This window comes from Deltaproteobacteria bacterium HGW-Deltaproteobacteria-4 (assembly GCA_002841765.1).
Lineage (GTDB): Bacteria > Desulfobacterota > Desulfuromonadia > Desulfuromonadales > UBA2197 > UBA2197.
In genome coordinates, this window is the sequence record PHAV01000016.1 from 34,037 (window position 1) to 57,492 (window position 23,456).

At 58.5% G+C, this 23,456-nt stretch carries 17 protein-coding genes; 5 read left to right on the forward strand and 12 right to left on the reverse strand.

The features are described 5' to 3' along the window. Window positions 1–187: 187 nt before the first annotated feature. Genes CVU69_10985 through CVU69_11005 form a run of 5 tightly spaced genes read left to right on the forward strand, consistent with a single transcriptional unit; the run spans window position 188 to window position 6,104 of the window. On the forward strand, window positions 188–823 hold the full coding sequence (locus CVU69_10985) for a dTMP kinase (protein PKN11674.1): 636 nt from the start codon (window positions 188–190) through the stop codon (window positions 821–823). Next, window positions 820–1,803 (forward strand): DNA polymerase III subunit delta', encoded by a 984-nt coding sequence (gene holB, locus CVU69_10990; GenBank protein PKN11675.1) that lies wholly within the window; start codon window positions 820–822, stop codon window positions 1,801–1,803. The genes CVU69_10985 and holB overlap by 4 nt, the downstream gene beginning before the upstream one ends. 53 nt (window positions 1,804–1,856) lie before the next feature. Further along, window positions 1,857–3,164 (forward strand): hypothetical protein, encoded by a 1,308-nt coding sequence (locus CVU69_10995; GenBank protein PKN11676.1) that lies wholly within the window; start codon window positions 1,857–1,859, stop codon window positions 3,162–3,164. Window positions 3,165–3,166: 2 nt separating this feature from the next. Beyond that, window positions 3,167–4,693, forward strand: coding sequence for a methionine--tRNA ligase (locus CVU69_11000; protein ID PKN11677.1), 1,527 nt, complete (start codon window positions 3,167–3,169; stop codon window positions 4,691–4,693). 25 nt (window positions 4,694–4,718) lie between these two features. Continuing rightward, the gene (locus CVU69_11005; GenBank protein PKN11678.1) at window positions 4,719–6,104 is read left to right on the forward strand and encodes a radical SAM protein; all 1,386 of its coding nucleotides are present in this window, start codon (window positions 4,719–4,721) and stop codon (window positions 6,102–6,104) included. Between the two features lies 1 nt (window position 6,105). Here CVU69_11005 and CVU69_11010 read toward each other — a convergent pair whose 3' ends face one another. From CVU69_11010 to CVU69_11065, 12 genes are all read right to left on the reverse strand, one after another. Further along, the gene (locus tag CVU69_11010) at window positions 6,106–7,080 is read right to left on the reverse strand and encodes a transcriptional regulator (protein PKN11679.1); all 975 of its coding nucleotides are present in this window, start codon (window positions 7,078–7,080) and stop codon (window positions 6,106–6,108) included. A 587-nt stretch (window positions 7,081–7,667) separates the two neighbouring features. Then, window positions 7,668–8,300, reverse strand: a complete 633-nt coding sequence (locus CVU69_11015; protein ID PKN11680.1) for a flagellar motor protein MotA — start codon at window positions 8,298–8,300, stop codon at window positions 7,668–7,670. 87 nt (window positions 8,301–8,387) lie between these two features. After that, a complete protein-coding gene (locus tag CVU69_11020) occupies window positions 8,388–9,827 on the reverse strand; it encodes a hypothetical protein (GenBank protein ID PKN11681.1) in 1,440 nt (479 codons plus the stop codon). A 1-nt stretch (window position 9,828) separates the two neighbouring features. Continuing rightward, a complete protein-coding gene (locus CVU69_11025; protein PKN11682.1) occupies window positions 9,829–10,326 on the reverse strand; it encodes a biopolymer transporter ExbD in 498 nt (165 codons plus the stop codon). Next, on the reverse strand, window positions 10,323–10,802 hold the full coding sequence (locus CVU69_11030) for a biopolymer transporter ExbD (GenBank protein ID PKN11683.1): 480 nt from the start codon (window positions 10,800–10,802) through the stop codon (window positions 10,323–10,325). Before CVU69_11030 ends, CVU69_11025 begins: the two co-directional genes overlap by 4 nt. After that, window positions 10,795–11,436, reverse strand: coding sequence for a flagellar motor protein MotA (locus CVU69_11035; protein ID PKN11757.1), 642 nt, complete (start codon window positions 11,434–11,436; stop codon window positions 10,795–10,797). The genes CVU69_11030 and CVU69_11035 overlap by 8 nt, the downstream gene beginning before the upstream one ends. A 74-nt stretch (window positions 11,437–11,510) precedes the next feature. Beyond that, the gene (locus tag CVU69_11040) at window positions 11,511–11,852 is read right to left on the reverse strand and encodes a hypothetical protein (protein ID PKN11684.1); all 342 of its coding nucleotides are present in this window, start codon (window positions 11,850–11,852) and stop codon (window positions 11,511–11,513) included. Window positions 11,853–11,861: 9 nt separating this feature from the next. Further along, window positions 11,862–12,572, reverse strand: a complete 711-nt coding sequence (locus CVU69_11045) for a hypothetical protein (GenBank protein PKN11685.1) — start codon at window positions 12,570–12,572, stop codon at window positions 11,862–11,864. A 166-nt stretch (window positions 12,573–12,738) separates the two neighbouring features. Further along, a complete protein-coding gene (locus CVU69_11050; protein PKN11686.1) occupies window positions 12,739–15,861 on the reverse strand; it encodes a hypothetical protein in 3,123 nt (1,040 codons plus the stop codon). Beyond that, complete coding sequence (locus CVU69_11055) at window positions 15,858–17,747, reverse strand: hypothetical protein (protein ID PKN11687.1); 1,890 nt, start codon at window positions 17,745–17,747, stop codon at window positions 15,858–15,860. The genes CVU69_11050 and CVU69_11055 overlap by 4 nt, the downstream gene beginning before the upstream one ends. Before the next feature lie 4 nt (window positions 17,748–17,751). Then, complete coding sequence (locus CVU69_11060; GenBank protein ID PKN11688.1) at window positions 17,752–18,276, reverse strand: hypothetical protein; 525 nt, start codon at window positions 18,274–18,276, stop codon at window positions 17,752–17,754. A gap of 36 nt (window positions 18,277–18,312) precedes the next feature. Beyond that, a complete protein-coding gene (locus tag CVU69_11065; protein PKN11689.1) occupies window positions 18,313–23,445 on the reverse strand; it encodes a flagellar motor protein MotB in 5,133 nt (1,710 codons plus the stop codon). Window positions 23,446–23,456: the final 11 nt, after the last annotated feature.

Genomic DNA, 23,456 nt, shown 5'->3' on the forward strand with positions numbered 1-23,456 from the left:
AGAAGTGAAACCCTCGGGAAACATTTTTGACTGTTCCTTTTTTAGCACAAAATACCAGTTTCGTGACAAAAAATGTTTGTATCAACCACACGGTCAAGTCCCTATACCTTCTTGCTCCTTGATCTTTCCCTTGATTCAAGTGTACTTGCTCCCTATAATAGGACGATTTACGGGATATGGGCGAACAATGGCAAAATTAATCACATGCGAAGGGATTGAAGGCAGCGGCAAGTCGACGCAGATTCTCCACTTGGCCGCCCATCTCCGCGGCCAGGGACGCGAGGTTGTTGTCACGCGCGAACCGGGGGGCTGCCCAATTGCTGACGCCATCCGCCGCATCCTTCTTGACCCATCCAACCAGCAACTCTGCGCCACGGCCGAACTCCTGCTTTACGCCGCCGCCCGCGCCCAGCACGTTGAAGAGGTCATTCGCCCGGCTCTGGCTAAAGACGCTATCGTCCTCTGTGACCGCTATATCGACGCCACCATCGCCTACCAAGGGTTCGGCCGCGGTCTTGATCTGACTCTGATCAAACAACTGAACCAGGTGGCAAGCTCGGGACTCCTTCCCGATCTGACCCTGCTCTTCGATCTTCCCGTCGCCATCGGTTTAGGGCGTGCCCTGGCCCGCAATGCCGTTGCTATGGAGAACGAAGGGCGCTTTGAAGCTGAATCCCTGGCTTTTCATCAGCGCGTGCGGGACGGTTATCTGCAGGGGGCAAGCCAGGAAGAACGTTTTACCATCATCGATGCGACGGGAATCCCTGAGCAGGTCACCGAACGGGTGACACGCAGCGTTGATGCCTTTCTCGGCGCGTCATGACCTACAGCGGCATCCTCGGCCATGAGCGGCAAAAAACGATCCTGAAACGGGCGCAGAGTTCGGGACGCCTGGCGCATGCCTATCTCTTTGAAGGGCCGGAAGGGGTCGGCAAACGCCTCGTCGCCCTCGCTTTGGCGCGCTCCCTTTTTTGTGCCACCCGTAACGGTTGCGGTGAGTGTCCGGCCTGCCGCAAGGTCGATCACCAGAACCATCCGGATCTGCATATTGTCGAAGCCGACGGTAATACCATCAAGATCGAACAGATCCGGGCACTGCAAAAGGAACTTTCTTTCCGGCCCCTCGAGGGAGAGCGCAAGATTTGTGTCATCGAGGCCGCCGAGAAGATGAATACTTCCTCAGGGAACGCCCTCTTAAAGACTTTGGAGGAACCGGCGGGTCACGCCCTCCTCATCCTTTTGACCTCCCGGCCGGATGCGGTGCTGCCGACCATCCGCTCCCGTTGTCAACGGCTCCCCTTTTCGCGCCTGCCGACGGCAACGATCCGGCGGGCGTTGACCGAGGCCGACGCCGGGAACGAAGCGCACGCGCATATTCTCGCCACCCTTTCCGACGGTTCTTTCCATAAAGCCCTGGGACGGGATCGCGACCTTTATCTGGAGCGACGCAAAGTCATTCTCAAAGCCGTGACGGCCCTCAGTCACGGCAGTTATCTCCCCCTCTTCGAACTGGCGGCGGAGCTTGCCGAAGAGAAGGAGCGGCTGAGTGAAATCCTCGACATCCTCCGCGCTTTTTATCGGGATCTTCTCCTCTGCCAGCACGGTTGGCCGGAAGAGGATCTGATCAATCGCGACCTCATCGAGAAGGTCCGGCGCATTGCCGCCCAGGAGAGCCCGCAAACACTGCTCCGCAAGATCGAAGCGATCAATGCCGCCTATTTTTACCTGGAGCGCAATGTCAACGGCCAATTGGTCTTTGAAGTTCTGTTGATGCGCTTGACTGCAACCCAGAGCCAACATTGAAAAGACGCTCCTTCTTTTCTGTGAATGACTCGATTCCCGGATAATAACTCAACATGCCAGATATTGAAGAGAATACCGATAGCGAGAAAAACACGACTGTGCCCGACGCCTCCCCTTCCTTCTTTACCGAGGAGGAAGAACCGGCGCCGGCAACGACCCGTTTGGTCAAAATCAAATTTCGTCCCGCCGGTCGCCATTATGACTTTGCCGCCGGAAGCATCCCCCTCACCAAAGGGGACCGGGTCGTCGTCGAGACCGATCGCGGCCGCGCCCTCGGTACGGTCGTCACTTTCCCGCGCAATGTGGCCGACCATGATCTTCCGGAAGGATTGAAGGGGGTACAACGCCTGGCCGGTGCTGACGACCTGGCGATGGCTGCCAACTTCAACGCCAAGGAAGAATTCTCTCTCCGTTTTTGCCGGGAACGCATCGCCGAACGGAAGTTGGCGATGAAACTGGTGCGCGCCGAATATCTCTTTGACGGCTCGAAGATTATCTTCTACTTCACCGCCGACGGGCGGATCGACTTCCGGGAGCTGGTCAAAGATCTCGCGCACTATTTTCACACCCGCATCGAAATGCGTCAGATCGGGGTACGGGACGAAGCCAAACTGATCGGCGGCATCGGTATCTGCGGCCGTGAACTCTGCTGTTCCTCCTATCTCACCGAGTTCGCCCCGGTCTCGGTGAAGATGGCCAAAGAGCAGGAACTCGCCTTGAATCCGAATAAGATTTCCGGGCAGTGCGGGCGACTCCTCTGCTGCCTTGCTTATGAGTATGAGACCTATTGCGACATGAAAAAGGCGCTGCCGAAATGCGGGCGCAAAGTGACGATCGAGGGTCGGGAAGGGGAAGTCATCAGCCAGCATATTCTCCGCCAAACCGTCACCGTCAACTTCGGCCCGCAACAGCGGATCGAAATGACCCCGGAAGAAGTCGAAAAGGGGATCATGCCGCAAAAGTTGGCCGCGGCAGGGAGTGCCCCGCCGGAACGGCCGGAACGTTCGTCGGGTCAAGCCGTTCCGGCGCGCGCCCCGGAACGGCCGAGTCGTGACGGCCGGCAGCAGCGCCAGCGCCCCGGCGGCCATCCCCCCGAGGTGAAGGCACAGCCGTCCCAACCTGCAGCCCGACCGCAAGGATCAGGGCGGCAACAGCCTCCCTCCAGACAGAGTCGACCGGCGCCGCCGGTGGCGACGGAAGTAAATATACAGGTCCAGCCGCCGCAACCGATTAAACAGGTCACGGAATCCGCCGCAGAGAAAAAGCCGGGGGAGCAGGAAGTCCGGCGCCGGCGGCAGCGTAATCGCCGGCGTCCACCACGCAAACCGGGCGGCCCCACTACCAACGAATCAGGAGAATAACCATGGCGAAACGATTTTACGTCACGACCCCGATCTACTATGTCAACGACGTTCCCCACATCGGCCATGCCTACACCACCCTTGCCTGCGACGCTCTCGCCCGCTACAAGCGTTCGCGCGGCTATGAGGTCTTCTTCCTGACCGGCACCGATGAACACGGGCAGAAGGTGGAGAAGGCCGCCGAAGCCAAAGGCGAAACCCCGCTGGAATTGGCGGATCGGGTGATGATGCGTTTTGCCGCTCTGTGGGACAAGCTCGATATCAGCCACACCGACTTTATCCGCACCTCGCAGGAACGCCACAAAAAGGGGGTGTGTGCCCTCTTTGAAACGATTCAGGCCAAAAACGATATCTACCTCGGCGAGTATGTTGACTGGTATTGCACCCCCTGCGAATCGTTCTGGACCGAAACCCAGCTTTTGGACGGCAACTGCCCGGATTGCGGCCGGCCGACACAAAAGCTTTCCGAGCCGTCCTACTTCTTCCGCATGAGCAAATACCAGCAGGCGCTCCTCGACCACATCGAAGCCAACCCCGACTTTATCCAGCCCCGCTCGCGGCGCAACGAAATCGTCAATTTCGTCAAGGAAGGGCTGCGCGATCTCTCCATCTCCCGCACCACCTTTTCCTGGGGAATTCCCGTCCCCAAGGATGACGCCCACGTCATCTACGTCTGGTTCGACGCGCTCAGCAACTACATCACCGCCCTCGGCTACCCCGACCAAGGCGGGAACTACGGCAAGTTCTGGCCGGTGGACGTGCATGTCATCGGCAAGGACATCCTGCGCTTTCACAGCGTGTACTGGCCGACCTTCCTCCTCGCTGCCGGTCTGCCGTTGCCGAAGAAGGTCTTTGCCCACGGCTGGTGGACAGTCGAAGGGCAGAAGATGAGCAAGAGCCTGCTCAACGTCGTCGAGCCGAATATGCTCGTCGATCGCTTCGGCGTCGATGCCATCCGCTACTTCCTCCTGCGCGAAGTCCCCTTCGGCCTTGATGGCGACTTTTCACAATCGGCCCTGACCTCCCGCATCAACTCCGACCTCGCCAACGATCTCGGCAACCTGGTCAGTCGTTCCACCGCCATGCTCCACAAATATTTTGGCGCTGCCCTCCCCGCCCCTGCGGCTCTCGCTGAATTTGATCACGACTACGTCGCCCGTTTTCCGGCGGCCGTCAAAAATCTCGACGAGCAGATGGATGACCTCGCCTTCAGTAAAGCCCTGCAAACGATCTGGGAACTGGTCAGCGCTTCGAACAAATACATCGACGATTGCGCACCCTGGACCCTTGCCAAGGATCCGGCCCAACAGGAACGGCTCACCACGGTTATCTACAACCTCATCGAAGCGATCCGCCTTATCGCCCTGATGGTCGGCCCCTTCATGCCGACGACCGGAGCTAAAATCCTGACGATTGTCGGTTGTGATCCCGCCAGCACCCTGGAAGCAAACGATCAGTGGGGCGGGCTGCAGCCGGGAACGCTTATCGAAAAGGCGGCCCCGCTCTTCCCCCGCATTGAGATCGAATAAGGCTGACATGGACCCCGGAAAAGTCATGCCCTTGCTCCCGGCTTTGGTCGACACCCACGCCCATCTCGACAACAGCCAGTACGATAGTGATCGTGCGGAGGTCATCAAGCGTGCCCGCCAGAGTGGGATCAGTCAGATTCTCACGGTCGGCTGCGACCTCGCCTCTTCACAGGCGTCGATTGCTTTAGCGAAGGAACACCCGGACATCTACGCCAGCGTCGGCATCCACCCCCACGATGCTTTAGAAGGAAGCGACACCGGGATCGCCACGTTGCGCCATCTGGCGAAATCGAACCTCAAGGTGGTGGCGATCGGCGAGATCGGCCTCGATTTCTATCGCGACCGCGCCCCCCGCGATGTGCAGCGCGAAACCTTTCGCCGCCAGATCCGTCTCGCCCGCGAAGTCAGTCTGCCCCTGATCATCCACGACCGCGACGCTCACGACGAAGTCGAGACCATCCTGCGGGAAGAGGGGGCAAAGGAGATCGGAGGTGTCCTCCACTGCTTCAGCGGCGATCTCGCCATGGCCAAACGCTGTCTGGAGATGGGTTTTTATCTCTCCTTCCCCGGCACCATCACCTATCCCGCCAATAACGCCGCCCGCGAAATCGTCAAGATGATCCCCGACGACCGCCTCCTCATCGAGACCGACTGCCCCTATTTGAGTCCGGTACCGCAACGGGGCAAACGCAACGAACCGGCCTTTGTCCGCTACACCGCCGCTGTGATTGCCGAACTGCGCGGCATCAGCACCGAGGATATCGCCCGCCTGGTGCGGCGCAACAGCTATGATCTCTTTCAGATCGGCACCCCGGCAGGGGCGCAGATCGCCTACACCATCCGCAATAGCCTTTATCTCAATATCACCAACCGCTGCACCAATACCTGCACCTTCTGCCCGAAATTCTCCGGCGGCATGGTCAAGGGGCATCACCTCCTCCTCAGTCACGAACCGGATGCCGCCGAGGTGCGCCGCGCTATCGGCGATCCGAGCCGCTACGACGAAGTTGTCTTCTGCGGCTATGGCGAACCGCTGCTGCGGCTTGAACTGGTCAAGGAGATTGCCGCCTGGCTGAAAAAACGCGGCGTGCAGGTACGGGTCAACAGCGATGGCCAGGCGAATCTGGTGCATGGCCGCAATATCGTACCCGAATTGGCCGGCCTGGTTGATACCCTCTCCATCTCGCTCAACGCCGCCGATGCCGCCACCTACCAAAATCTCTGTCACTCCAGCTTCGGCGAGGCCGGATACGAAGGGGTCAAAGCCTTTATTCGCGCTGCCCGCGGCATTATTCCGAACGTCATCGCCAGCGTCGTCGCCTTCCCCGATCTCGATCTTACCGCCTGCCGCCAAGTCGCCGCCGAACTCGGCGTCCCCCTGCGCGAACGCGCATACGACAACGTCGGCTGATTCACTCCCCCTGCCCTGAGTAGCATTGCCCCATCCGTTTGATCTCCCCAGCTACCTGCTCCCGCAGCCAGATCGGCGCCAGCACTTCAACCTCGGCGCCATGCCCGAGAATGCTCATGAGGATCTCGGCCGGATGGCTCGCCGGCAGGGTAAGGAGGAGTGCGCCGTCTTTGTCATGGGTAATCTCCTGATCGGGATGCCAGATCTGACCTTTGACCAAGCGACTGCGCTCCGGCGTGAAGCGCAGCGTCACTGAAAAGCTGTCACGATTCTGAAAAATCCCGAAGGTGCCGGTCAACAGGGGCTCCCACTCGGCGCGGGGACGATAGCTGAAGGTCTCGCTCTCAACGACCAGCGCCGCCATGCGCGGCAGGACAAAGTCACGCCAGTCGCGGCGCAGCCGGCAATAAGCGATAAGATGCCAGGTACCGAGATAATTGACGAGATGATGGGGTTCGACGCTGCGCCGGGCGGGATTTAGCTGAGTGGGCGACTGATAGTCGAAGCTTAGGGTGCGCGCGCCGAGCAGCGCCTGACAGACCCGCTGAAAATCGTCATTTTTGGTCGGGACAAACTGGTTCCAGCGAAAAGAGAAGGCTTCATCCGGCGCGAGCGTACCGGGGAGATGGCGGGAAAGGATGCCGCCGAGCTTGTTGACGACACTGGCGAGCTCTCCTTCGAGATGGCCGGCGGAAGCGTCCGCAAGGAGCCGGCGCGAAATGAGGAGCGCCCCGAGTTCCCCTGCCGAGATTCGTGCCGCCGGCAGTTCGAAATCAGCACGATAGTAGTAACCGCGGTGCAGCGGCTCATATTCCAGCGGCGCCTGCAGCCGGTCCCGAAAGTATTCAATCGAACGCTGCGCGGTCTTAGCCGAAATCTCAAAGCGTTCGGCGAGGTGCGCGGCATTGGGATAGAGATTCTGCCGCAACTGCTGGTCGAACCACAGAAAGCGTTCGAGAAAGATCTGTTCACCCATTTAATTCTCCGTAATGTTAAAGATCATCGTGAAAATATCCCCTTTGCAAGCGCAAGCGGGTAACTCAAATTTACCGATAAACTTGATATTTTTTCTTTTTATTTTAACTTTTAACCAGTTGGCAGATGGTGCTGGAGGATAAAATTAATTCAAATAAAGAGAGAAAGCTATGAAGAAACAGATGAAAGAGCTGCAACAACTCAAGGGGATCGGGGAAGTCCTATCACACAGCGTTTAGTCGAATCCAGCTATGACAACATTGCCAAGGTTGCCAGCGCCGAAGAAAAAGGCCTGGAGAGAATTGCGGGGATGAACCCGAAAAAGGTACGGGCCGTTGTTACCGAGGCCAGAAAGATAATGGGGGAAGCTGAAAAAAGTCAGCACACTTGGAAGAAGAACTAAAGACGACAGGTAAACCGCAATATTAAACCATGACGAAAAGGGCCAGGCTTAAAGCCCGGCCCTTTCATTTACTGGTGCTGTCGTGCGCAGTTTTACGACATCGGCGCTAATTCAATGCGCCGGTTCCTGGCCCAGGCGTCCTCGCCGTGCCCCGGATCGAGGGGGACGCAAGCCGAGTGCGGGGATCAGGACAAGTCAACACGCCTGGCAGAATTAGAGATGATATTCAGCGCCTTCACTGAGGCCATTTCGAGGCTGTCGACGATCTGGGCGGTGGTGGTCGTCAGCATGGCGTGGGTGATCAGCAGCGGAATCGCGGCTATCAGACCGAAGGCGGTGGTATTCATGGCGACAGAGATACTGGCGGACAACAGGTCGGCCTTTTCGGCGGGGTTGGCATTGGCGACGGCGGTGAACGCCGCAATCAGTCCCATGATCGTACCGAGCAGCCCGAGCAGGGTGGCAATATTGGAGAAGAGCGCCACATAAGGGGTCCGTTGTTCCAGATCCGGAATGATCTCCATCATGCTCTCTTCCATGGCGATTTCGATGTCTTGCCGCCGCCGGCCCGACCCGTGAACCGCAAGTCCCATGCTCAGCATTTGCGAAAGCGCGGAGTTATCCTTTTCTACCATGTCCCGGGCCTGATCAAACTCACCCTGGACCAGCACCGGATGGAGCAGATTCCACATGTTACGGCTTTTGATCTTGGTGCGGCTCAAATGATACCAGCGCTCACCGGCAATCCCCATACCGACCAGGAACACCAACAAAATTGGCCACATAAACAACCCGCCATCGAGAAAAAATGCAATCATTGTCTTACCTCCTGAATATTGTGATTGGCTCGTTAACTTCTTGATCGCTGCCTAAGGTCTTGTTGTTCTTGTTGCCCCGGTCAGTCCCTAGCCGGCGGGGAGGAAATCAATCGGGTACAAAATGGTGGTGGTGGGGACCTTCTCCTTCGGTCCGAAGTTGAACTTTTTGACGCGGTCGACAATCTGGGCGACCAGCTCCGGTGAAGCGAGATCGGTCGACGGCACCGTACAGGCGGAGACTTCGCCCCCCGGTTCGATGGTGAGGCGCAGGATCATCTTGCCGCGCAGGGTCGGATTCTTGCGCAATTCGGCGTTATAGATCCGGTAAAGCGTTGCCTTGTATTTATCGAAAACGATCTGAATCTCTTCATCGGTGCGGGCCGGACCGGTTCCCGAGCTCAGTGGGCGCGCCTCTTCCGTCAGCCCCGCTACGGTACTTTCGACGCGTGCAACCCCCACACCGCCAAGACGATTGCCCGTGCCGCTGCCGCTACCGCTGCCGCCGCCGGTTCCACTGCCAGTACCCGTCCCACTACCGATATTGCGACTGACGGCAGAATTGCCAATACCACCGGAACCGCCAGCTGACTGCATGGCCACCAGCGAACGACTGGCCTGACCTGCCGCCCCGGATTGACTGATCAGACGGGACTGAACGCCGAGCTTCGGCACGGGAGTGACGTCCATCAGGTCGCTAAAGGTCTCCTTGAAGGCCAGAATCCCTGTACTCTCCGCTTTATTACTCACACTTGCTGTTTCGACGGGCGTTGTGGCGGGTTTGGGCCGCTCATTCTTCTCTTTATCCTGTGGTGCTTTTTTCTGATCTTGGTCGGGCTTCTTTTCTTCTTTGGAGGCCTTCGGTAGCGGCGCCGGTTTGGCCTGCTCTTTTTTCACCAGCATGGCCAGACGTTCCGGAATCTCAACCACGGCGGTGCGGTCCGGTACCGGCAGTCTCCACAGAGGAATCAGTGCGCCAAAACCGATCGAGAGCAGGACAGCGACCAGCAATGCCAGATGGTAACGTTTTTCCCCTTCATCCTTGTTGTTCCAGGGCATAACCATTTCGCGAAAAGGGAGGGGCGAAACCTCCCGCTCCACAAGGAACTCTTCATTTCGGCGCTCCTCACGGGCATAGGCCTGCCGTACCTCTTCGTGCAGAAAATTCAGTTCATGATGTTGTTTGTTGATCTGTAGCTTGAGAGCGGCGTGCTTTTCCTGGGTGCCGCGAATCTCCTCTTCAAACCCGGCAATATGCTCCCGAAGCCGGTGCAGATGCCCGGCGACATACGGTCCTTCGAGCAGTTCATCCCAGAAGAGCGGCCCGGCGCCCAATTCACCGAGCGTATCGAGGGCGGTACAGACGTCGCGCAGGGCGTCGAAGCGGCGTTTATCTGCTGAAAACAGTTCCATTTCTTCCACGATGGTGCGCAGATCACCTTCTAGCCGCCGGAGTTTTTCATCTTCCTGCTTGATCCGGGCCTGGAGTGGAGCCAATTCATCTGCTAAAGATGTCTTTGCGGCACTCATATCAGACCTTTGCCGCTTTCTGGATAACGGCGAGTGAAATCTTCCCGTATCCGGAATCCGTGCAGGTGGACATGACTTTTTTCAGCACGCTGAAGGGAATCGTTTTGTCCGCAAGAATAGTGACTTCCCGGTTTTCCACGACCTCAAGAGTGCTGCTCCCGATAATGCTGCGTTCGAGAGACTTCAGCCGCGCGGTGATCGGTGCGATCAAATCACTCCTGGCGCTCAGCAGCTCGGCGGTGCTGATCACGGCCTCCCCCTGCACAAGCACAAGGTCATGACTGATCATGATCACCACCGTGTTCGCCCGCGGCTTGGCCTCGACCACCGAGTCGGGCAGCTTGATCTGTTTGGGCGCCTCCACCACTTCACTGGCGCCGGTGTTGAAGAGGAGGAAAAAGACCAGGATGGTAAAGACATCCATCAGCGAGGTCAGATTCAACCCCGGCATCTTTTTCCGGTTGCGCCCCATCCGTTTTATGCGTCGGCTATTTATCATGGCGCATCTCCAATGGATATATTGGGGAAGAGTTCTACTCTCTGCGTAGCAACACTTCCGGGGGTTGCTATATCGGTGCTACGGACTGCGTCCATGATCTGAATCAGATAGTCGTATTCGATCTTCGGTTCCATCAAAACTGTCGCATCCTCCTTCTCCGGATATTGGTTTTTAAGGCGGACGAGGAGTTCGGACAGCTTCTTCATATCGTATTGATCGCCTATTTTCGGAATCGCCGCCATGACATTTGAACCATCAGCGATCTCCAGGCCTAAATCACGGATGATCACTTCGATGGTGAAATTCGGCTTATCGGGCGTTCCGCCCGCGCCGGTCGGCACACTCAATTCCATGATGGTGACGCGCGAAAAGACTGCGCTTATCAAAAGAAAGGGGATCAGCACCACCATCAGGTTCAAAAAGGTAGTGACATCCAGCTCCGGGGGGATGTGGGGTTTTCTCTGGCGCTTAGCCATGGTCAACTCGCTTGGCGGAATGGGAGATAATGTTCAGCGCTTTCACCGCGGCCACCTCCAGACTATCGACGATCCGGGCTGTGGTCGTCGTCAGCATGGCATGGATAATCAGCAACGGGATCGCGGCAATCAAGCCGAAGGCGGTGGTATTCATCGCCACGGAAATACTGGCTGACAACAGGTCGGCCTTCTCGGCAGGATTGGCATTGGCGACGGCGGTAAAAGCCGCGATCAGCCCCATAATGGTGCCGAGCAGTCCGAGCAGGGTGGCAATATTCGAGAAGAGAGCGACATAGGGAGTCCGCTTTTCCAACTGCGGAATGATCTCCATCATGCTCTCCTCCATGGCGATTTCGATGTCTTCCCGGCGGCGCACGGCTCCCTGGTACGCCAGCCCCATACTCAGCATCTGCCCGAGGGCGGAGTCGTCTTTGTTAACCATTTCCCGGGCATTGTCGAACTCACCCCCGGCCAGCACCGGTTGCAGCGACTCCCATAATTTCTGGTTTTTGCTTCTGGTGCGGCTCAGCTGAACCCAGCGTTCAAACGCGATGGCCACGCCCACGGCAAAGACGAGGAGAATGGGGTACATGAACACGCCGCCACTCTGAAAAAATCCAACCAACGAATAAATAGAATCCATACGTACTCCTCCACGATGCGGTTAATCAAAAAGCAAACTCCCGAGACACCCCTAGGCCAATGTCATCAGTGCTCCCTCCTTGCGCTCTCCATACTGACTTCGAAAAAATCCAATTGCCGCATAAACACTTCTCGATCCACGGGCATGGCGCTTTCGGTTAACATCATCGCCAGACTTGTCTCCACCCCGATTTCAGAGCTTTTCCAGGGGACGATGTACAGGGCTTTCGGGGCTTCATCGTTGCCGACGATCGACATACCGGAAATCATCTTAGCCTCCGCACTCCCCTCGACCGCAACACTCCCTTCGGCCGCAACACCCTCCTCGACCACAACAGCCTCCTCCGCCTTGACCACGAAAGCCGGCACGAGCGCGAGGCACAGGATGAAAACTAAAGCTCGATACATATCCGCTCCTTAACGTTTTAGCCGCACGTGCAGATCGGCCACCCATATTTTGACTTGCTCATCCATCGGCACAGCGACGCTGTAGTTTTCGTAATGTTCGAGGGCACACCCCGGATCTTGCAGATAAAGATCGCAGAGAATCCCGAGATTTTTATGGAGCGGGCTATAGTCGGGAAAAGCCTGCAGACTCGTTTCATAGATCGTCCTGGCTTCGGCAAAGCGACCGGCCTTACGCAGCAGCAATCCATATTCATTGCTCGCCACCGGGTGGGCTGGAATCAACATCAGGGCGGCTTGCAGAGCGTCTTCGGCCTGCTCGGGCTTGTTGCCATGCATGCTGGCAATCGCCAGATTGATATAAGGGGCGGTCACGCCGGGGTCTTGCTTTATCACTTTTTCCAGCAGGCGACTCGCAGTCTCATAATCACCGGCCTGCATCATGACTACCGCCCGTTCGAAATCTTTGACCGCCGCCGCATCGAGACTGGGGATCTCCTGGATGACAAACCCTTCCCGCCCTTCGTCGAGACGCGCTACCGAGGAGACCGCCGGCACGGGCGGCTCGGGAAGGACGACAACGGGCGGAACCTTGACCCCGCTGGTACACCCCGCCAGGGTGGCCAACGCCAGGACCAGAACGGCGAAGCCGGCCAGGCGGCGCGCCGGGGTGCGCGGAAAGTGTTGTTGATCAATCATCTGCATTGCGGCACCGCTTTCCATTTATTTTCATGCTTTCAATGCTTACATCCAGCACACGGATGACACGGATCTGACGGATAACATCGAAAGAAGCAAAATCAGACGAGTTGTCTTTAACCGTTCAAATGCTTTAATCCGCCTTGATCCGTTCCATCCGTTAAATCCGTGTGAAAAATAGTCCTTCTAATTACTTCACCACCATCTCCGGTGACATCGTGGCCGCCGGCAGCGGTTCAACGCTTGGCTCCTCGGGAGCCGGCACCTCTTCGGGAACCGGCGCTTCGTTCTCAAGCGGCACCGGGACCGGCCGCTCGATTTCGTAGGTGAAGCCGCTGAGCGACGAAAGGATGGTGCTCGGTTCTTCCGGCCGGGAGTAGCGCGCCGGGACGAAAAGGGCCAGTTTCTTAAGACTCTGATCGATCCAGTGGTTGTAGATCCCGACGGTCAGCAGTTTCAGATTCTGCTCATGCACTTCGATCGCCTTATCCTCAAAGGGATAAGCCTGCTCTTCGATGGCTAACTCGTACTGCTCGAGCTCTACAGGAGCCAGCCCCTCGGGACGTTCGGATGCCAGCAATGCTTTGCAGAAGTGAGCGTAGATCTCAGCGAGATAAAAGGTCGCCGCCGCTGTCACCTCCCCGACTTCATAGTCGAGAAGCTTATTGAATTCCTGGATGGCCGTCTTCATGAGATCGCGCTTCTTGCGTAAATTGACATCGAAGGGCTTGACCAGCCTGACTTCCGCGAAACTGGCAAATTTCGGTTCCGTCAACACCAGGGCTGCAGTGGCGGCAAGGTAGCGGGTACGGACAGTTCGCGCCTGGCCTGCTGCCGCGTCGAGGCTGACGATCTCTTGAAGTTCTCCCAGATAACCTTGTTGATCGTCCTGCTCCTTGAGAAGTTGGGCAATCTTGTTGCGGGTTTCGAGGTTAAGCTCCAGCGGTTGCGGGAAAACGGCAACATAGCGGCGATAGACCAGCAGGGTGCGGGGCTTGTTTCCGACTTCCGTATACAGTTCTGCGGCGAGCAGCAACGCCTCCCGTCTGACGTCATCATCAGCGGACTCGCTTTCGATGCGTTCATACTCATCAGCGGCCAGGGCGAGCTGACCGGCCTCTCGATAAACATAGGCGATCTTCTTGGTCACTTCCGGCTGCAGCGCGTCGCCGGGGAAGAGGTCGCGGAAGGACAGCAGCACCGTTGCCGCCTGCTCCCAGTCGTTGAGCTGGATCAGAGCAGCCGCGGCGTCGTACTCCGCAGTCACCCGGATTTTGGACGTTGGAGCCATCCGCCCCACCCGCAAAAAGTGGTCGGCCGCGGCGCGATAATCCGCCACTCCATTCGCCTGTTCACCTTGCTTGTATATCGCTGCCGCCAGATTATCGATCAGCGCTTCGCGACTCTTGTCCCCGGCGGGGAGGAGTGTCAGCACATGAACGTAAGCGGTTTCCGCTTCGCTGTAGCGTTGCAGCTCGTAGGTGGCGTGACCTACCACCAGCCAGGCGGCGCGCATAAACTCCACCCCGGCGGCAGGGAAGGTTGCGATCAGCTTGCGGGCGGCGGCCACGGCCGGTTCATAATCGCGCAGGTCGTAGAGATCATCCGCGGCCGCGCCCAGAACCAGCGCCGCCTTTTCATGCTCCGGATAAGTATCGGCAAACTGCAGCGAGCTGCGGACGACCTCCCGCTTCACCTGATCCCGGGCCGCGGGGGCCGCGGCACCAAGGTGTTCGCGATAAGCGAAAATGGCGGCGTAGCCGGCGGCTGCGGACTTCTCGTGGTGCGGATAGCCATAGGCGGTCTTCTCGTACTCGACCGCAGCCAGGGCGAAGGAGCGGTTTTCCAGAAGAAGGTCCGCCAGCATATAGTTAATCGCCGGCGACTCGGGGTCGCTCGGGAAGGAGGTGAGGAATTCCCGGTACCAATGCATGGCTTCGGCGAAGTTGGTCTCTTTTTCCTTGAGCTGCAGCGGGCTCTGATAAAGCGAGTGGTAATGATTGGCAAGATCGGTGAGGTTCGTTTTCAGCCAGACCAGAACTTCCGGCCGGTCGGCCGGTGCGAAATGCTGCCAGTATTCGGCTTGGAGCCCGTAAGTGCTGGCGAATTGTTTTTTCGCGTCAATGACCAGGCTGGGGAACGCCCCGGCGAGATGGATTTCGATCACCCGCATGGAGAATTGCGGTGATACATTGTGGAAGGGATTACGGCTGACAAAGGCGTTGTAGGTAGCGGCGGCGTCAGCATAGCGACGTTTGCCGTAGTAAAATTCCCCGAGGTTGCTGTAGATGCCGTCTTCATAACTACGCTGGCCGTGGAGGGTGAAGTACTCGACCACGGAGTTGGCACCGCCGAGATTGGAAAAGCTCAGACTGATGATCCTGAAGGTGTCATCGATGCGCTGGCGTTCCGGCACATCTGCGGTCTGGGCAAAGTCGTAGCCGACCGAGACCTTGTAGTCGAGCAGGGCAATAAAGCGGTGCAGCGCCTCGTCATAAAGGTCCTGCTTGTAAAAGGTCCAGCCGAGTTTGTAGAGGGCGAGCTGATAATAGGAGGAGGTGTCACCGATGCTGACGATGCTGCCGTAAGCCGCCTCGGCCTCCAGATAATGCCGGCGGGTGAAGAAATATTCGGCGCGTCGGAACTGCACTTCATCGATATAACGGGATTGGGGATAAGTCCGCACCAACCGGTCCATAACCTCCATGGCCGCTTCGACCTGCCCCAGCTCTTCATAAGCACGGGACATCTGGTACAGCACCTGGTCATTGCGTTCGTAGGCGGGATGATCGTTCAGCAGTTTCTGGTAGAGGGCGATGGCTTCCAGAGCCCCGGCCCGTTCCAGGTCATCCCCACTTTCGGCAAGCCCGTTCGCTGCCGCGACCGGGCCGGACGGCGGGCTCTGGGCCACTCTTTGCTCAAAGTCGGCCGGTGATTCACCCGGCAGCGGTTCCGCTGCCGTGGCCGGTGCCGGGGTGTTGGCCGTCGCGCGTTCAGGAGGCGGCAAAGCCCTGGCAGTGGCCTGCCGCGCGGCGACGGTATCGCCGGCCAGCAGACCGTATTCTCGTTCGACCTTCAGATCTGCCAGGCGACGAATCGCTTCGGCCGTCAGGTCAGAATCGGGCGTTTCTTCCAGGAAGCGCCGGTAACCCTCCATGGCTTTATCGAGGCCGCCTTCGACCTTCTCTTCTTTGATTTCAACCTGCAGGTGACGCAACTTGGCAATCGTATCCTTACCCCCGCCGGACTGACAAGCACTCAGGAGCAGCGGTAGCGCCAATGCGCTCAAGCGAAGCCAATTCGTTGCCTTCATTGCTCGACACCCTTCTGGAGTTGGGTCTTGCTGGCCCGATCGTAACTATCAGCCAGGGCGAAGCGCGCCTTGACCTGATATTCATCCAGACGATCACGCCGTTTGCTCAGTTCATTCACCGCCATGATCTCAAGCATGCTCCCTTGCCGTGCCATCAGCACCTGCGTCTTTTCCCGGGCAGACTGGATCAGCAGCCGCTGCTGGCGGATCGTTTCGTCATAACCTTCATAGCTCTGAGTGGCAGCCTGGCGGGTGCGGACAAAAGCGGTGTATTGCTGGTTGAGCAGATCCACTTCCTGGTTCAATGCGCGCAGGTGCTGATGGGCATCGGTAAAACGCTGGTCATATTCCGTCGCAATATTCCAGGCCAGCACTCCCCGCAACCGTCTGATCCGGTCGTCAATCTCGGGCGCCGCTTTGCTACCACTGGAATTGAGTCTCTGCTCCAGATACGTCAACTCTTCGCGACTGATCCGCTCCCCGGCGGTAGCCAGATAGTCAGGACGAGGCGCCACCAGCATGCTCTGCAACCGTTGTTCGATGCGTTCCCGCTGCTCCAGACGCAGACGCATCTGCGAGTCCAGTCGTCTGAATTCCCGGTCGATCTCGGGAAGCAGGGGTTGATAATAAGCGCGGCGCGACTGAATGAGATCTTCGTAAGCATCGAGGGCGCCTTGCCAGACCGACAATTTTTTCAGTAACTCCTCCAGATCAAAGTAGTTCTTGAAGGATTCCTGGAAGTCGTGCGAGGCCATCAACTCCAGGAGATAGTAGGTCTCGGGGGTCTCGGGCAGCTCGCGCAGCTTGACCACCCAGTTGGCATCCTGCTTCAGTTCCTCCCGCACCAGAGCCCGCAAAAAGTTCCCTTCACGGATACTCTTGATCGAGGCGCTGAGCTTGTCGATTTCACTTCCGAAGGCTGCAAGAGCACTGCTATAAAGCCGGGCCGCGCGACCATGCACATTCAATTTTCCATAGGCAAACGGCAAGGCGAGCAGGGCTTCCTGCACGGCCGGATCAGTGACTTCCCGTTCCGTCAGAATGCTCCAGGGAACCAGCGCTCTCTCGAAGTTCCCGGCAGATGCGTCGGCCCAACCCGATCCGAGCAGCGCCCGATTAGAGAACGGACCATTCAAACGGACCCGGTCCAGGACCAGCTTGGCGCCTTCGTGCTTCTGCTCCTCCAGCAATTTGTAGCCCAATACCAGGTTCGATTTATCCTTGATCGCCAGGGTGGCCGGAAGAGTGCTGACAAGCTGGCCAGTACGGTCGAGAGCCTTGCGACCATCCTGTTCGTTGTTGTTGCGCAACAGAGCAATCCCGAGATTGTACGAACTGAACCCTTCCAGACTCTTCTCACTCTGCAGCTCCTTGAGAATACGGACCGCCTCGCCATTGCGCCCGTTGGCCAGAGCGATATGCGCGCGTAAAAAAGCCAGATCGTCGCGGATCTTGACCGGAACAACGCCGCGAATCCGCTGTACGGCCAGCTGGGCATTTTCCGGCTGGTCTTTCTGGAAGTAGATCCGGGCCAGGCGGAAAATGGCCTCGTTACGGACCACGTCCTCGACATCCCCCTCAATGACCGCGGTAATAGCGCGACCGGCCCGATAGTGCATCCGGTAAGCCAGTTCAAAATCCCCTACGGAAAACTCGGCCTGCCCGACATGGGAGTAAAGGGAGTCGAGTTCGGGCTCATCAAGGCCGCGGTACTGCCAAAGCTCACTGTCGAGTCGGGCAATCGCCTCGAACCAGTCCTCTTGATAAGCGTAATACAGAGCCTCGCCGAAATAGAGGTCCTTCAGGTCTTCAGGCGTGGCTGTGCTGGCCGCCAGAACTGGCGTGACGAACAACAGGGAAGCCAGTAAGACAAGGAGTCTGGACATGGAGCTACCAATCTTTCAGGGTGATGGTTTGCGCACCGGGACCGGCCAGATGAATTTCAATCATCTTGGGGCCCACATCCTTGCTGAACTTGAAGCTTTCGCTGCGGCGCAGGTCGGCGCCGCCGGCGGTTTTTCCGGTGAGGATAATCTGCAGCTCATGCTCGCCGGATTTGATGTTGCCGGTATAGATGCGCTGTACGCCTCCCTTCTGCAGAGCTTCAAGTTCCTTGAAGGTATAAAGGTGATGGGTGACCGGCGCGCCGCCCAGCTGAATCTCCATCGCATCGAGGCGGAACTTCTCGTTGCTCTCCAGCGACACAAAGACGCTCACCTGAGTGGTGGAGGGATAAAGCAGCTTTTCTTCGAGGAGACTCAGCTGCGCCGCGATCCCGAGAACATCGGTCTTGATCTCCTGCACCTGTTCATCCAGACCCTTGATCTGTTCTCTGGAGACTTCCTCCGCAAAAACGGGAAAGCTCAGAATCAATGTCGCAATAGCCAGAACAAACCCTCTTAAAATTTTCCACATGACTGCCACCTGTTGTGAGTGTGTTGTTGAAGGCATTTACATCTTCCCGATGATATTGATGAAGAGTCCCTGGTGCCGATAGTCATAGCTGGTGAGATCATCCGAAAACTTGCTTAAGTTGTAGCCGGCCCCGACCTTGAAGTGATTGCCGAGATGACGGTAAAGACCAAGCAGCGCTCCGTCGAGGCGATCCTCGGCATCAGGCAGATCGAGACGGCGCCACTCAGCGAGGGCATCCCAGTGCGGCAGGAAATTCCAGTCGGCGCGCAGCACCGTCAGGTGCGCCCGACTGGTGAAGAACTCCCGGTCGATGGGATCGAGACTCACCTCGCCCTGGCGATAGGCATACTTCGCCCCGACGGTCCAGCGAGAGGTCAGGTCATACATGACATCCGCAGCCAGAATGTGGCTACGCTGCAGAACCCCGGAGCTGGACGATCTTTCGAGCAACATCCCCTCGGGGGTCTGTACGATGGTCTCCCCGGCGCCGGGGATATTATAGAAATAGGTGTATTTGAGCAGGGCATTGAGACGGTCATGACGCACCGGGCGATAGGCGTAGCCCATGACCGCTTCCGTGTAGTTGCCGTCGTAAAGCTGCCCGAGGGAACTATTGCTGCGGGCGAGGTTGAGTTTGCCGATGAGGCGCCAGTCCGGGGAGAGCTGGTATTTGAGGCTGTTTTTCAGCAGCCAGGTCGTCCGCTTGGCGGTGCTGACAAAGAAATTGCCGGCGGTGTCGGTGCCGAGATGTTCGCTATCGTCGACCCGATATTCCAGGGCACTGGCGATCTTCAGGCGATCAAACCCATAACCGACGCTCACCCCCATTGCTGTGCGCTTGATTTCAGCACCGCTCTGAAAGTCCTTGAGGGTGCCGAAATCGAGCTTGGCCCCGAGGTTAATGCGGTCCGTAGGAGCAAGATCGACGCCGGCGGAATGCATCAGACCGGTCGGGGTATCACCGTGGGTATAGCGCTCTTCGAGGTAGATGCTCACACTGTCGGAATAGCGGTTGCGGAATCCATAGGCCAGGCTCCCTTTCCGGGCGCGCAGACCGTTGTCCGTCCGCTCGTTTTCAAGGGCATAGTTGAGGTAGAGGTTGGTCCGGTCGGAATAAAGATACTCGGTGCCGAGGCGGCCGCTTGCCCCCAAGTCGCCGGTGGAAACCTCACCGGTCACCTTGAATCTTTCCGTCAGACGATAACTGCCGCCGGTCCCGATGCGGAAATTGTCCTCGCGGTTGCCGCTGCTATGCAGGGAATCCTGCACAAATCCATAGCTGCTCCAAAGGGCCCGGGAATCGTACAGCACCTGCACCACCAGATCGGTCCGGTCGCCTTCTTCCTGGGTCGGGGGTTTGACCGGGGATTGGTCATTGCGGTGGTCGTGCCGGACCCCCGAACTCAAGGTCCAGTGCTCGTCTTTGCGGAAATCGAGGTTGACCTCGTTGGCCACGGTCTCGAGGACGTCACGCTGGCGGCGCGTATCGCTCTTGAAACGCATACCCAGACGGTCAGAGAGGGGCAGCATCGCCGTGCCGCCGTAGTTGGTGACATCGCGATCGGTGCTCAGGCCCGGCGCGGCATAGCCCGCTTCCACGTCCTGCCAATACAAGGTGAAGCGACCTTTTCCTTCCGCAAAAAAGTCCCGCAGGCCGATACTGGCATCGACCCGACTCGCCAGCGCCTCTGCATGCGAAGCATCCAGGGGATCAGCGGGCGTGAAGAAGAAGCCGCCGTCCATCGAGGTGGAGGAGAGCAGCCCCGGACCTTCACTGCGGCCGCTCTCCAGTTTGAGCCAGGACTCCGAAGACTTGCGGAGGGTCACATCCGCGGCCTGCAGAGTATTCTCACTCCCGGCCTCCTCAAAACGGCTGCCGGTCAGGCCGAGCTTGACATAGTCGCTCAGCCAGTAATGGCTGCGGCCGCCGGTCGCCAGGGTATCGAGATCTTCGAAGCCGGGGGTGAATTCATAGCGGGCCACCAGATAAACGGGGTGGCCGCTGAAAGAGCCGCTGTGCACCAGCAGGTTGTCGTCTGCGGTTCCGGAGAGGGGTTCGGCCAGCAGGATCCGTCCCTGCAGGTAGTCGATGTCGTAGTCGATTGCCGGGGTGAGATTTTTCACCCCGAGGACCATATTGGAATCCTTGTCGCGGATCTCGATGCGCAGGCGCTCGGAACCGGTCAGGATGTCCTGTTGCCGCAGGTAGTAAAGGGAGCCGCTGGTGCCGCGGAACTCGTCGCGCCCCCCCACCGTCCCCGGTTCGGCGGCAAAACCGTCGAGCAGGAAACGCGCCTCACCAAAGCTGGTGGTGTCAGGGGTCTGATAATGCAGATTCGCCCCGTACAGTCCGCGATCGACGTGCGCCAGGTTGTTGTCGGTATAACCGACCTTGAAATTCCCCCAGAGTCCGTAGCTCCTGTCCTTGCTCAGCCTGGCGTAGAATTTCCCCATGGTCGGGGCATCTTCCGTCACCGTACTGTCGTCACCGTAGGTCGGCATGTGGTAATCCGGATCGATGCGCCGGAATAGGGCTTCCGGGGATTTGTCCATAAAATTGCTGAAGATCTCGTCGAGCGGTCCCTCGCGGGTGTCGGCACTCGCCGTCAACCCCCACCCCGCGCCGAACTTGCCGGTGGTATAGAAAGCCAGGCGACCCTGGGCACTGAAATCCTCACTGTATTGCGGCTTGTCCGGAGCAAGCAGCTGCGCCGGGCCGTTGGTCTTGTTGGCCGACAAGGTCAGATCGGCGATGCCGACATAGAACCAGTCGCTCTGTTTCTGGGCGAAATCCCGCAGGAAGAGTTCGCCGTTGCCGGTCGGGTCGAGAACCGCGACCTCGACAGTATGGCTCCCCGTCGGCAGGATCTCTTCGGCGACAAAGCGCCCCTGCGCGTCGACCGGGACAAGGTGGCCGGCCAGCCAGACACTGTAGCCGGGGGGAATGGCCGTCCCCTGCGCCTGCACCGAACCGCCATGCAGGGGAATGTTGCGCCGGGCGATGCGGCTTTCGCCATAACCGGCCAACAGTTCACGATCAGAATCGGTCGCAGCGATGGCCGGATCGACCTGGTCGAGCACCCAGAGCGGTTGGGTTTCGGTCTCATCGAAGTTCCCTTTGGCGTCATAGACACGCACGAGATAATTGAGTGTCCGTCCCGGCGCGAAATCAGCTGAAAAGCCGGACTCGAAATCGGGCTGCCATGCGGCCAGGCCATCTGCATCCATCGTGACGACGGCAAGGGGGAGATCACGAATCGACTGCTCTTCGGCAAAGATCCGGACCTCGGCCCGGGCGATAAAGCTGCGGTAGTTGCTGTAAAGGCGAAAGCGCACCAGGTTTTCGTCCTGATAGCCGATGGTGCGCGGCCAGGCGGTCACATTGAGGCGCGGTTCCAGCTTGAGGTTGTCATATTTGAACTGAATGTCGGCGGCATCAAGGGCGACGTCGATACAGCGCTGCACATCCGGCACCGACTTGCCCGGATCATCCAGCGGCTTGCCGTCAACGGTAATGCGCATGAGATTGAGAGCAAAGGGATTGGCGAGGGCGACCTCGCGGTTGAGGCGGGTGATCTCCACCCCTTCGTAATCATCGAGGGTAACCAGTTCATCATAGACGATCTGGACCTGGACCCGGGAGGTATCCGATTCGACAAAGCCGGCGTTGACCACATCGTCGGACTGGACATAGCCATGCCCTTCAAACTCCACCTGCTGCTCCGTCAAGCCGATTTGCCCGGCCACCGCGGCTGTCGCCCGACGCGCCCGGGAGGTGGAGAGACCGATGTCATCCCCATAGACGGCGGCGGTGCGGCGATCAAGGCGTTGATTGCTGGTATAGCCGACAAAACGCAGACGCACCTTTGTCCGGTCACTGATCTCCGCCATGAGCTGCTGCAAACGCTCGGTGTAACCGGCAGGCAACAGCGGTTGGCCGTTGGCGAAGAGGATCGGCGAGATCGGTCCGGACGGCGAATCGTAAACGCGGGTAACAAGCTCGGCACCGGGAGCGTCCGGGCACAGCTGCGGTTCATCCGGCAGCTCCTGGAGCGCATCGTCATACCAGAACTCCACTTCAACCCGCCGGTTGAGCGCCCGGCCCGCCGCCGTAAGATTGGCGGTGGCCGGTTGCGCCGTCCCCATCCCGACGCTTTCAATGGCGGTATTGTTTAAGCCCAGGCCCTCCTGCACCGCCAGAGAGACCCGCCGGGCAACAGCCTTGGAAAGGCCGAGGTGATTACCGTAGATGCGCTCGTCCCGGTCGGGAAGCGGGGTATTGTCGGTGTGAGCGATAAAGCGGATCACGACATGATCCTTACCGCCGAGATTCTGCAGGGCCTGCCGGACCTGATGGAGGAATTCCGGCGGCACCTCGACCATCCCTGCGTCATAATGCAGCGGGGAGATCAGGTTCTTGACCCGGGCGCGCCGTGCGTGGCCTTCCTGGTAACGCAATTTACAGACCGTTTCGGTCCGGCACACCTTGAGACGATTGACTTCCCGGGCAACGACCACTTCCTTTTCGACCAGCTTCTCGCCGATCTCGTCATACCAGACCTGCACTTCGACCCGCCGGTTCAGCTGTCGTCCAGTCTCGGTCTGATTGCTGGCAACAGGCTGACTCTCTCCGAAACCTTCGTAGGAGATCGCTTCGGGGGGGAGACCCAGCGCACTCTGGAAGTATTCAGCGGTGGTGCCGGCCCGTTCGCGGGACAGGCCGGTGTTGTCGCCGTAGCGTTCCTGCAAGGCCGGGCTTAGACGCAGGGAATCGGTGTGACCGGCAAAGTGCAGGCGCACATTGCTGCGATCGCGCATGCTGTTGAGGACATCACGCAGCCGCTCCAGATAGTCCTCGGGGATTTCCGCCTCACCCAGATGGAAGTGGATGGGCGGGACGACATTTTCGAGCTTGATCGTCTGGACATCCGCTTCCGCCACCTCCCGCATTTCCAGGCGATCACCTTGGGCCGCGGCATAGGCGGCATCATCATGAATCCAGGGGGTGAACGCCTGATCCCCGGGCAGGTGCATCTCGACCGACTGACCGCGCGCCACTGTTTCCCTGACCTCGACGGTCGGGGAGGGAGTCTCGGCGCGTGCCGGGGTCGCGACGCCAACGGCTGAGACAACAAATAAGAATAGAAAGGCGGCACTAGGCTTCAACATTGATTCCATCT

Bases quoted from the DNA above. Each gene is read 5' to 3' on its own strand.
- CVU69_10985 (PKN11674.1), top strand. From the start codon at position 188: ATGGCAAAATTAATCACATGCGAAGGGATTGAAGGCAGCGGCAAGTCG.
- holB (PKN11675.1), top strand. From the start codon at position 820: ATGACCTACAGCGGCATCCTCGGCCATGAGCGGCAAAAAACGATCCTG.
- CVU69_10995 (PKN11676.1), top strand. From the start codon at position 1,857: ATGCCAGATATTGAAGAGAATACCGATAGCGAGAAAAACACGACTGTG.
- CVU69_11000 (PKN11677.1), top strand. From the start codon at position 3,167: ATGGCGAAACGATTTTACGTCACGACCCCGATCTACTATGTCAACGAC.
- CVU69_11005 (PKN11678.1), top strand. From the start codon at position 4,719: ATGCCCTTGCTCCCGGCTTTGGTCGACACCCACGCCCATCTCGACAAC.
- CVU69_11010 (PKN11679.1), bottom strand. From the start codon at position 7,080: ATGGGTGAACAGATCTTTCTCGAACGCTTTCTGTGGTTCGACCAGCAG.
- CVU69_11015 (PKN11680.1), bottom strand. From the start codon at position 8,300: ATGATTGCATTTTTTCTCGATGGCGGGTTGTTTATGTGGCCAATTTTG.
- CVU69_11020 (PKN11681.1), bottom strand. From the start codon at position 9,827: ATGAGTGCCGCAAAGACATCTTTAGCAGATGAATTGGCTCCACTCCAG.
- CVU69_11025 (PKN11682.1), bottom strand. From the start codon at position 10,326: ATGATAAATAGCCGACGCATAAAACGGATGGGGCGCAACCGGAAAAAG.
- CVU69_11030 (PKN11683.1), bottom strand. From the start codon at position 10,802: ATGGCTAAGCGCCAGAGAAAACCCCACATCCCCCCGGAGCTGGATGTC.
- CVU69_11040 (PKN11684.1), bottom strand. From the start codon at position 11,852: ATGTATCGAGCTTTAGTTTTCATCCTGTGCCTCGCGCTCGTGCCGGCT.
- CVU69_11045 (PKN11685.1), bottom strand. From the start codon at position 12,572: ATGGAAAGCGGTGCCGCAATGCAGATGATTGATCAACAACACTTTCCG.
- CVU69_11050 (PKN11686.1), bottom strand. From the start codon at position 15,861: ATGAAGGCAACGAATTGGCTTCGCTTGAGCGCATTGGCGCTACCGCTG.
- CVU69_11055 (PKN11687.1), bottom strand. From the start codon at position 17,747: ATGTCCAGACTCCTTGTCTTACTGGCTTCCCTGTTGTTCGTCACGCCA.
- CVU69_11060 (PKN11688.1), bottom strand. From the start codon at position 18,276: ATGTGGAAAATTTTAAGAGGGTTTGTTCTGGCTATTGCGACATTGATT.
- CVU69_11065 (PKN11689.1), bottom strand. From the start codon at position 23,445: ATGTTGAAGCCTAGTGCCGCCTTTCTATTCTTATTTGTTGTCTCAGCC.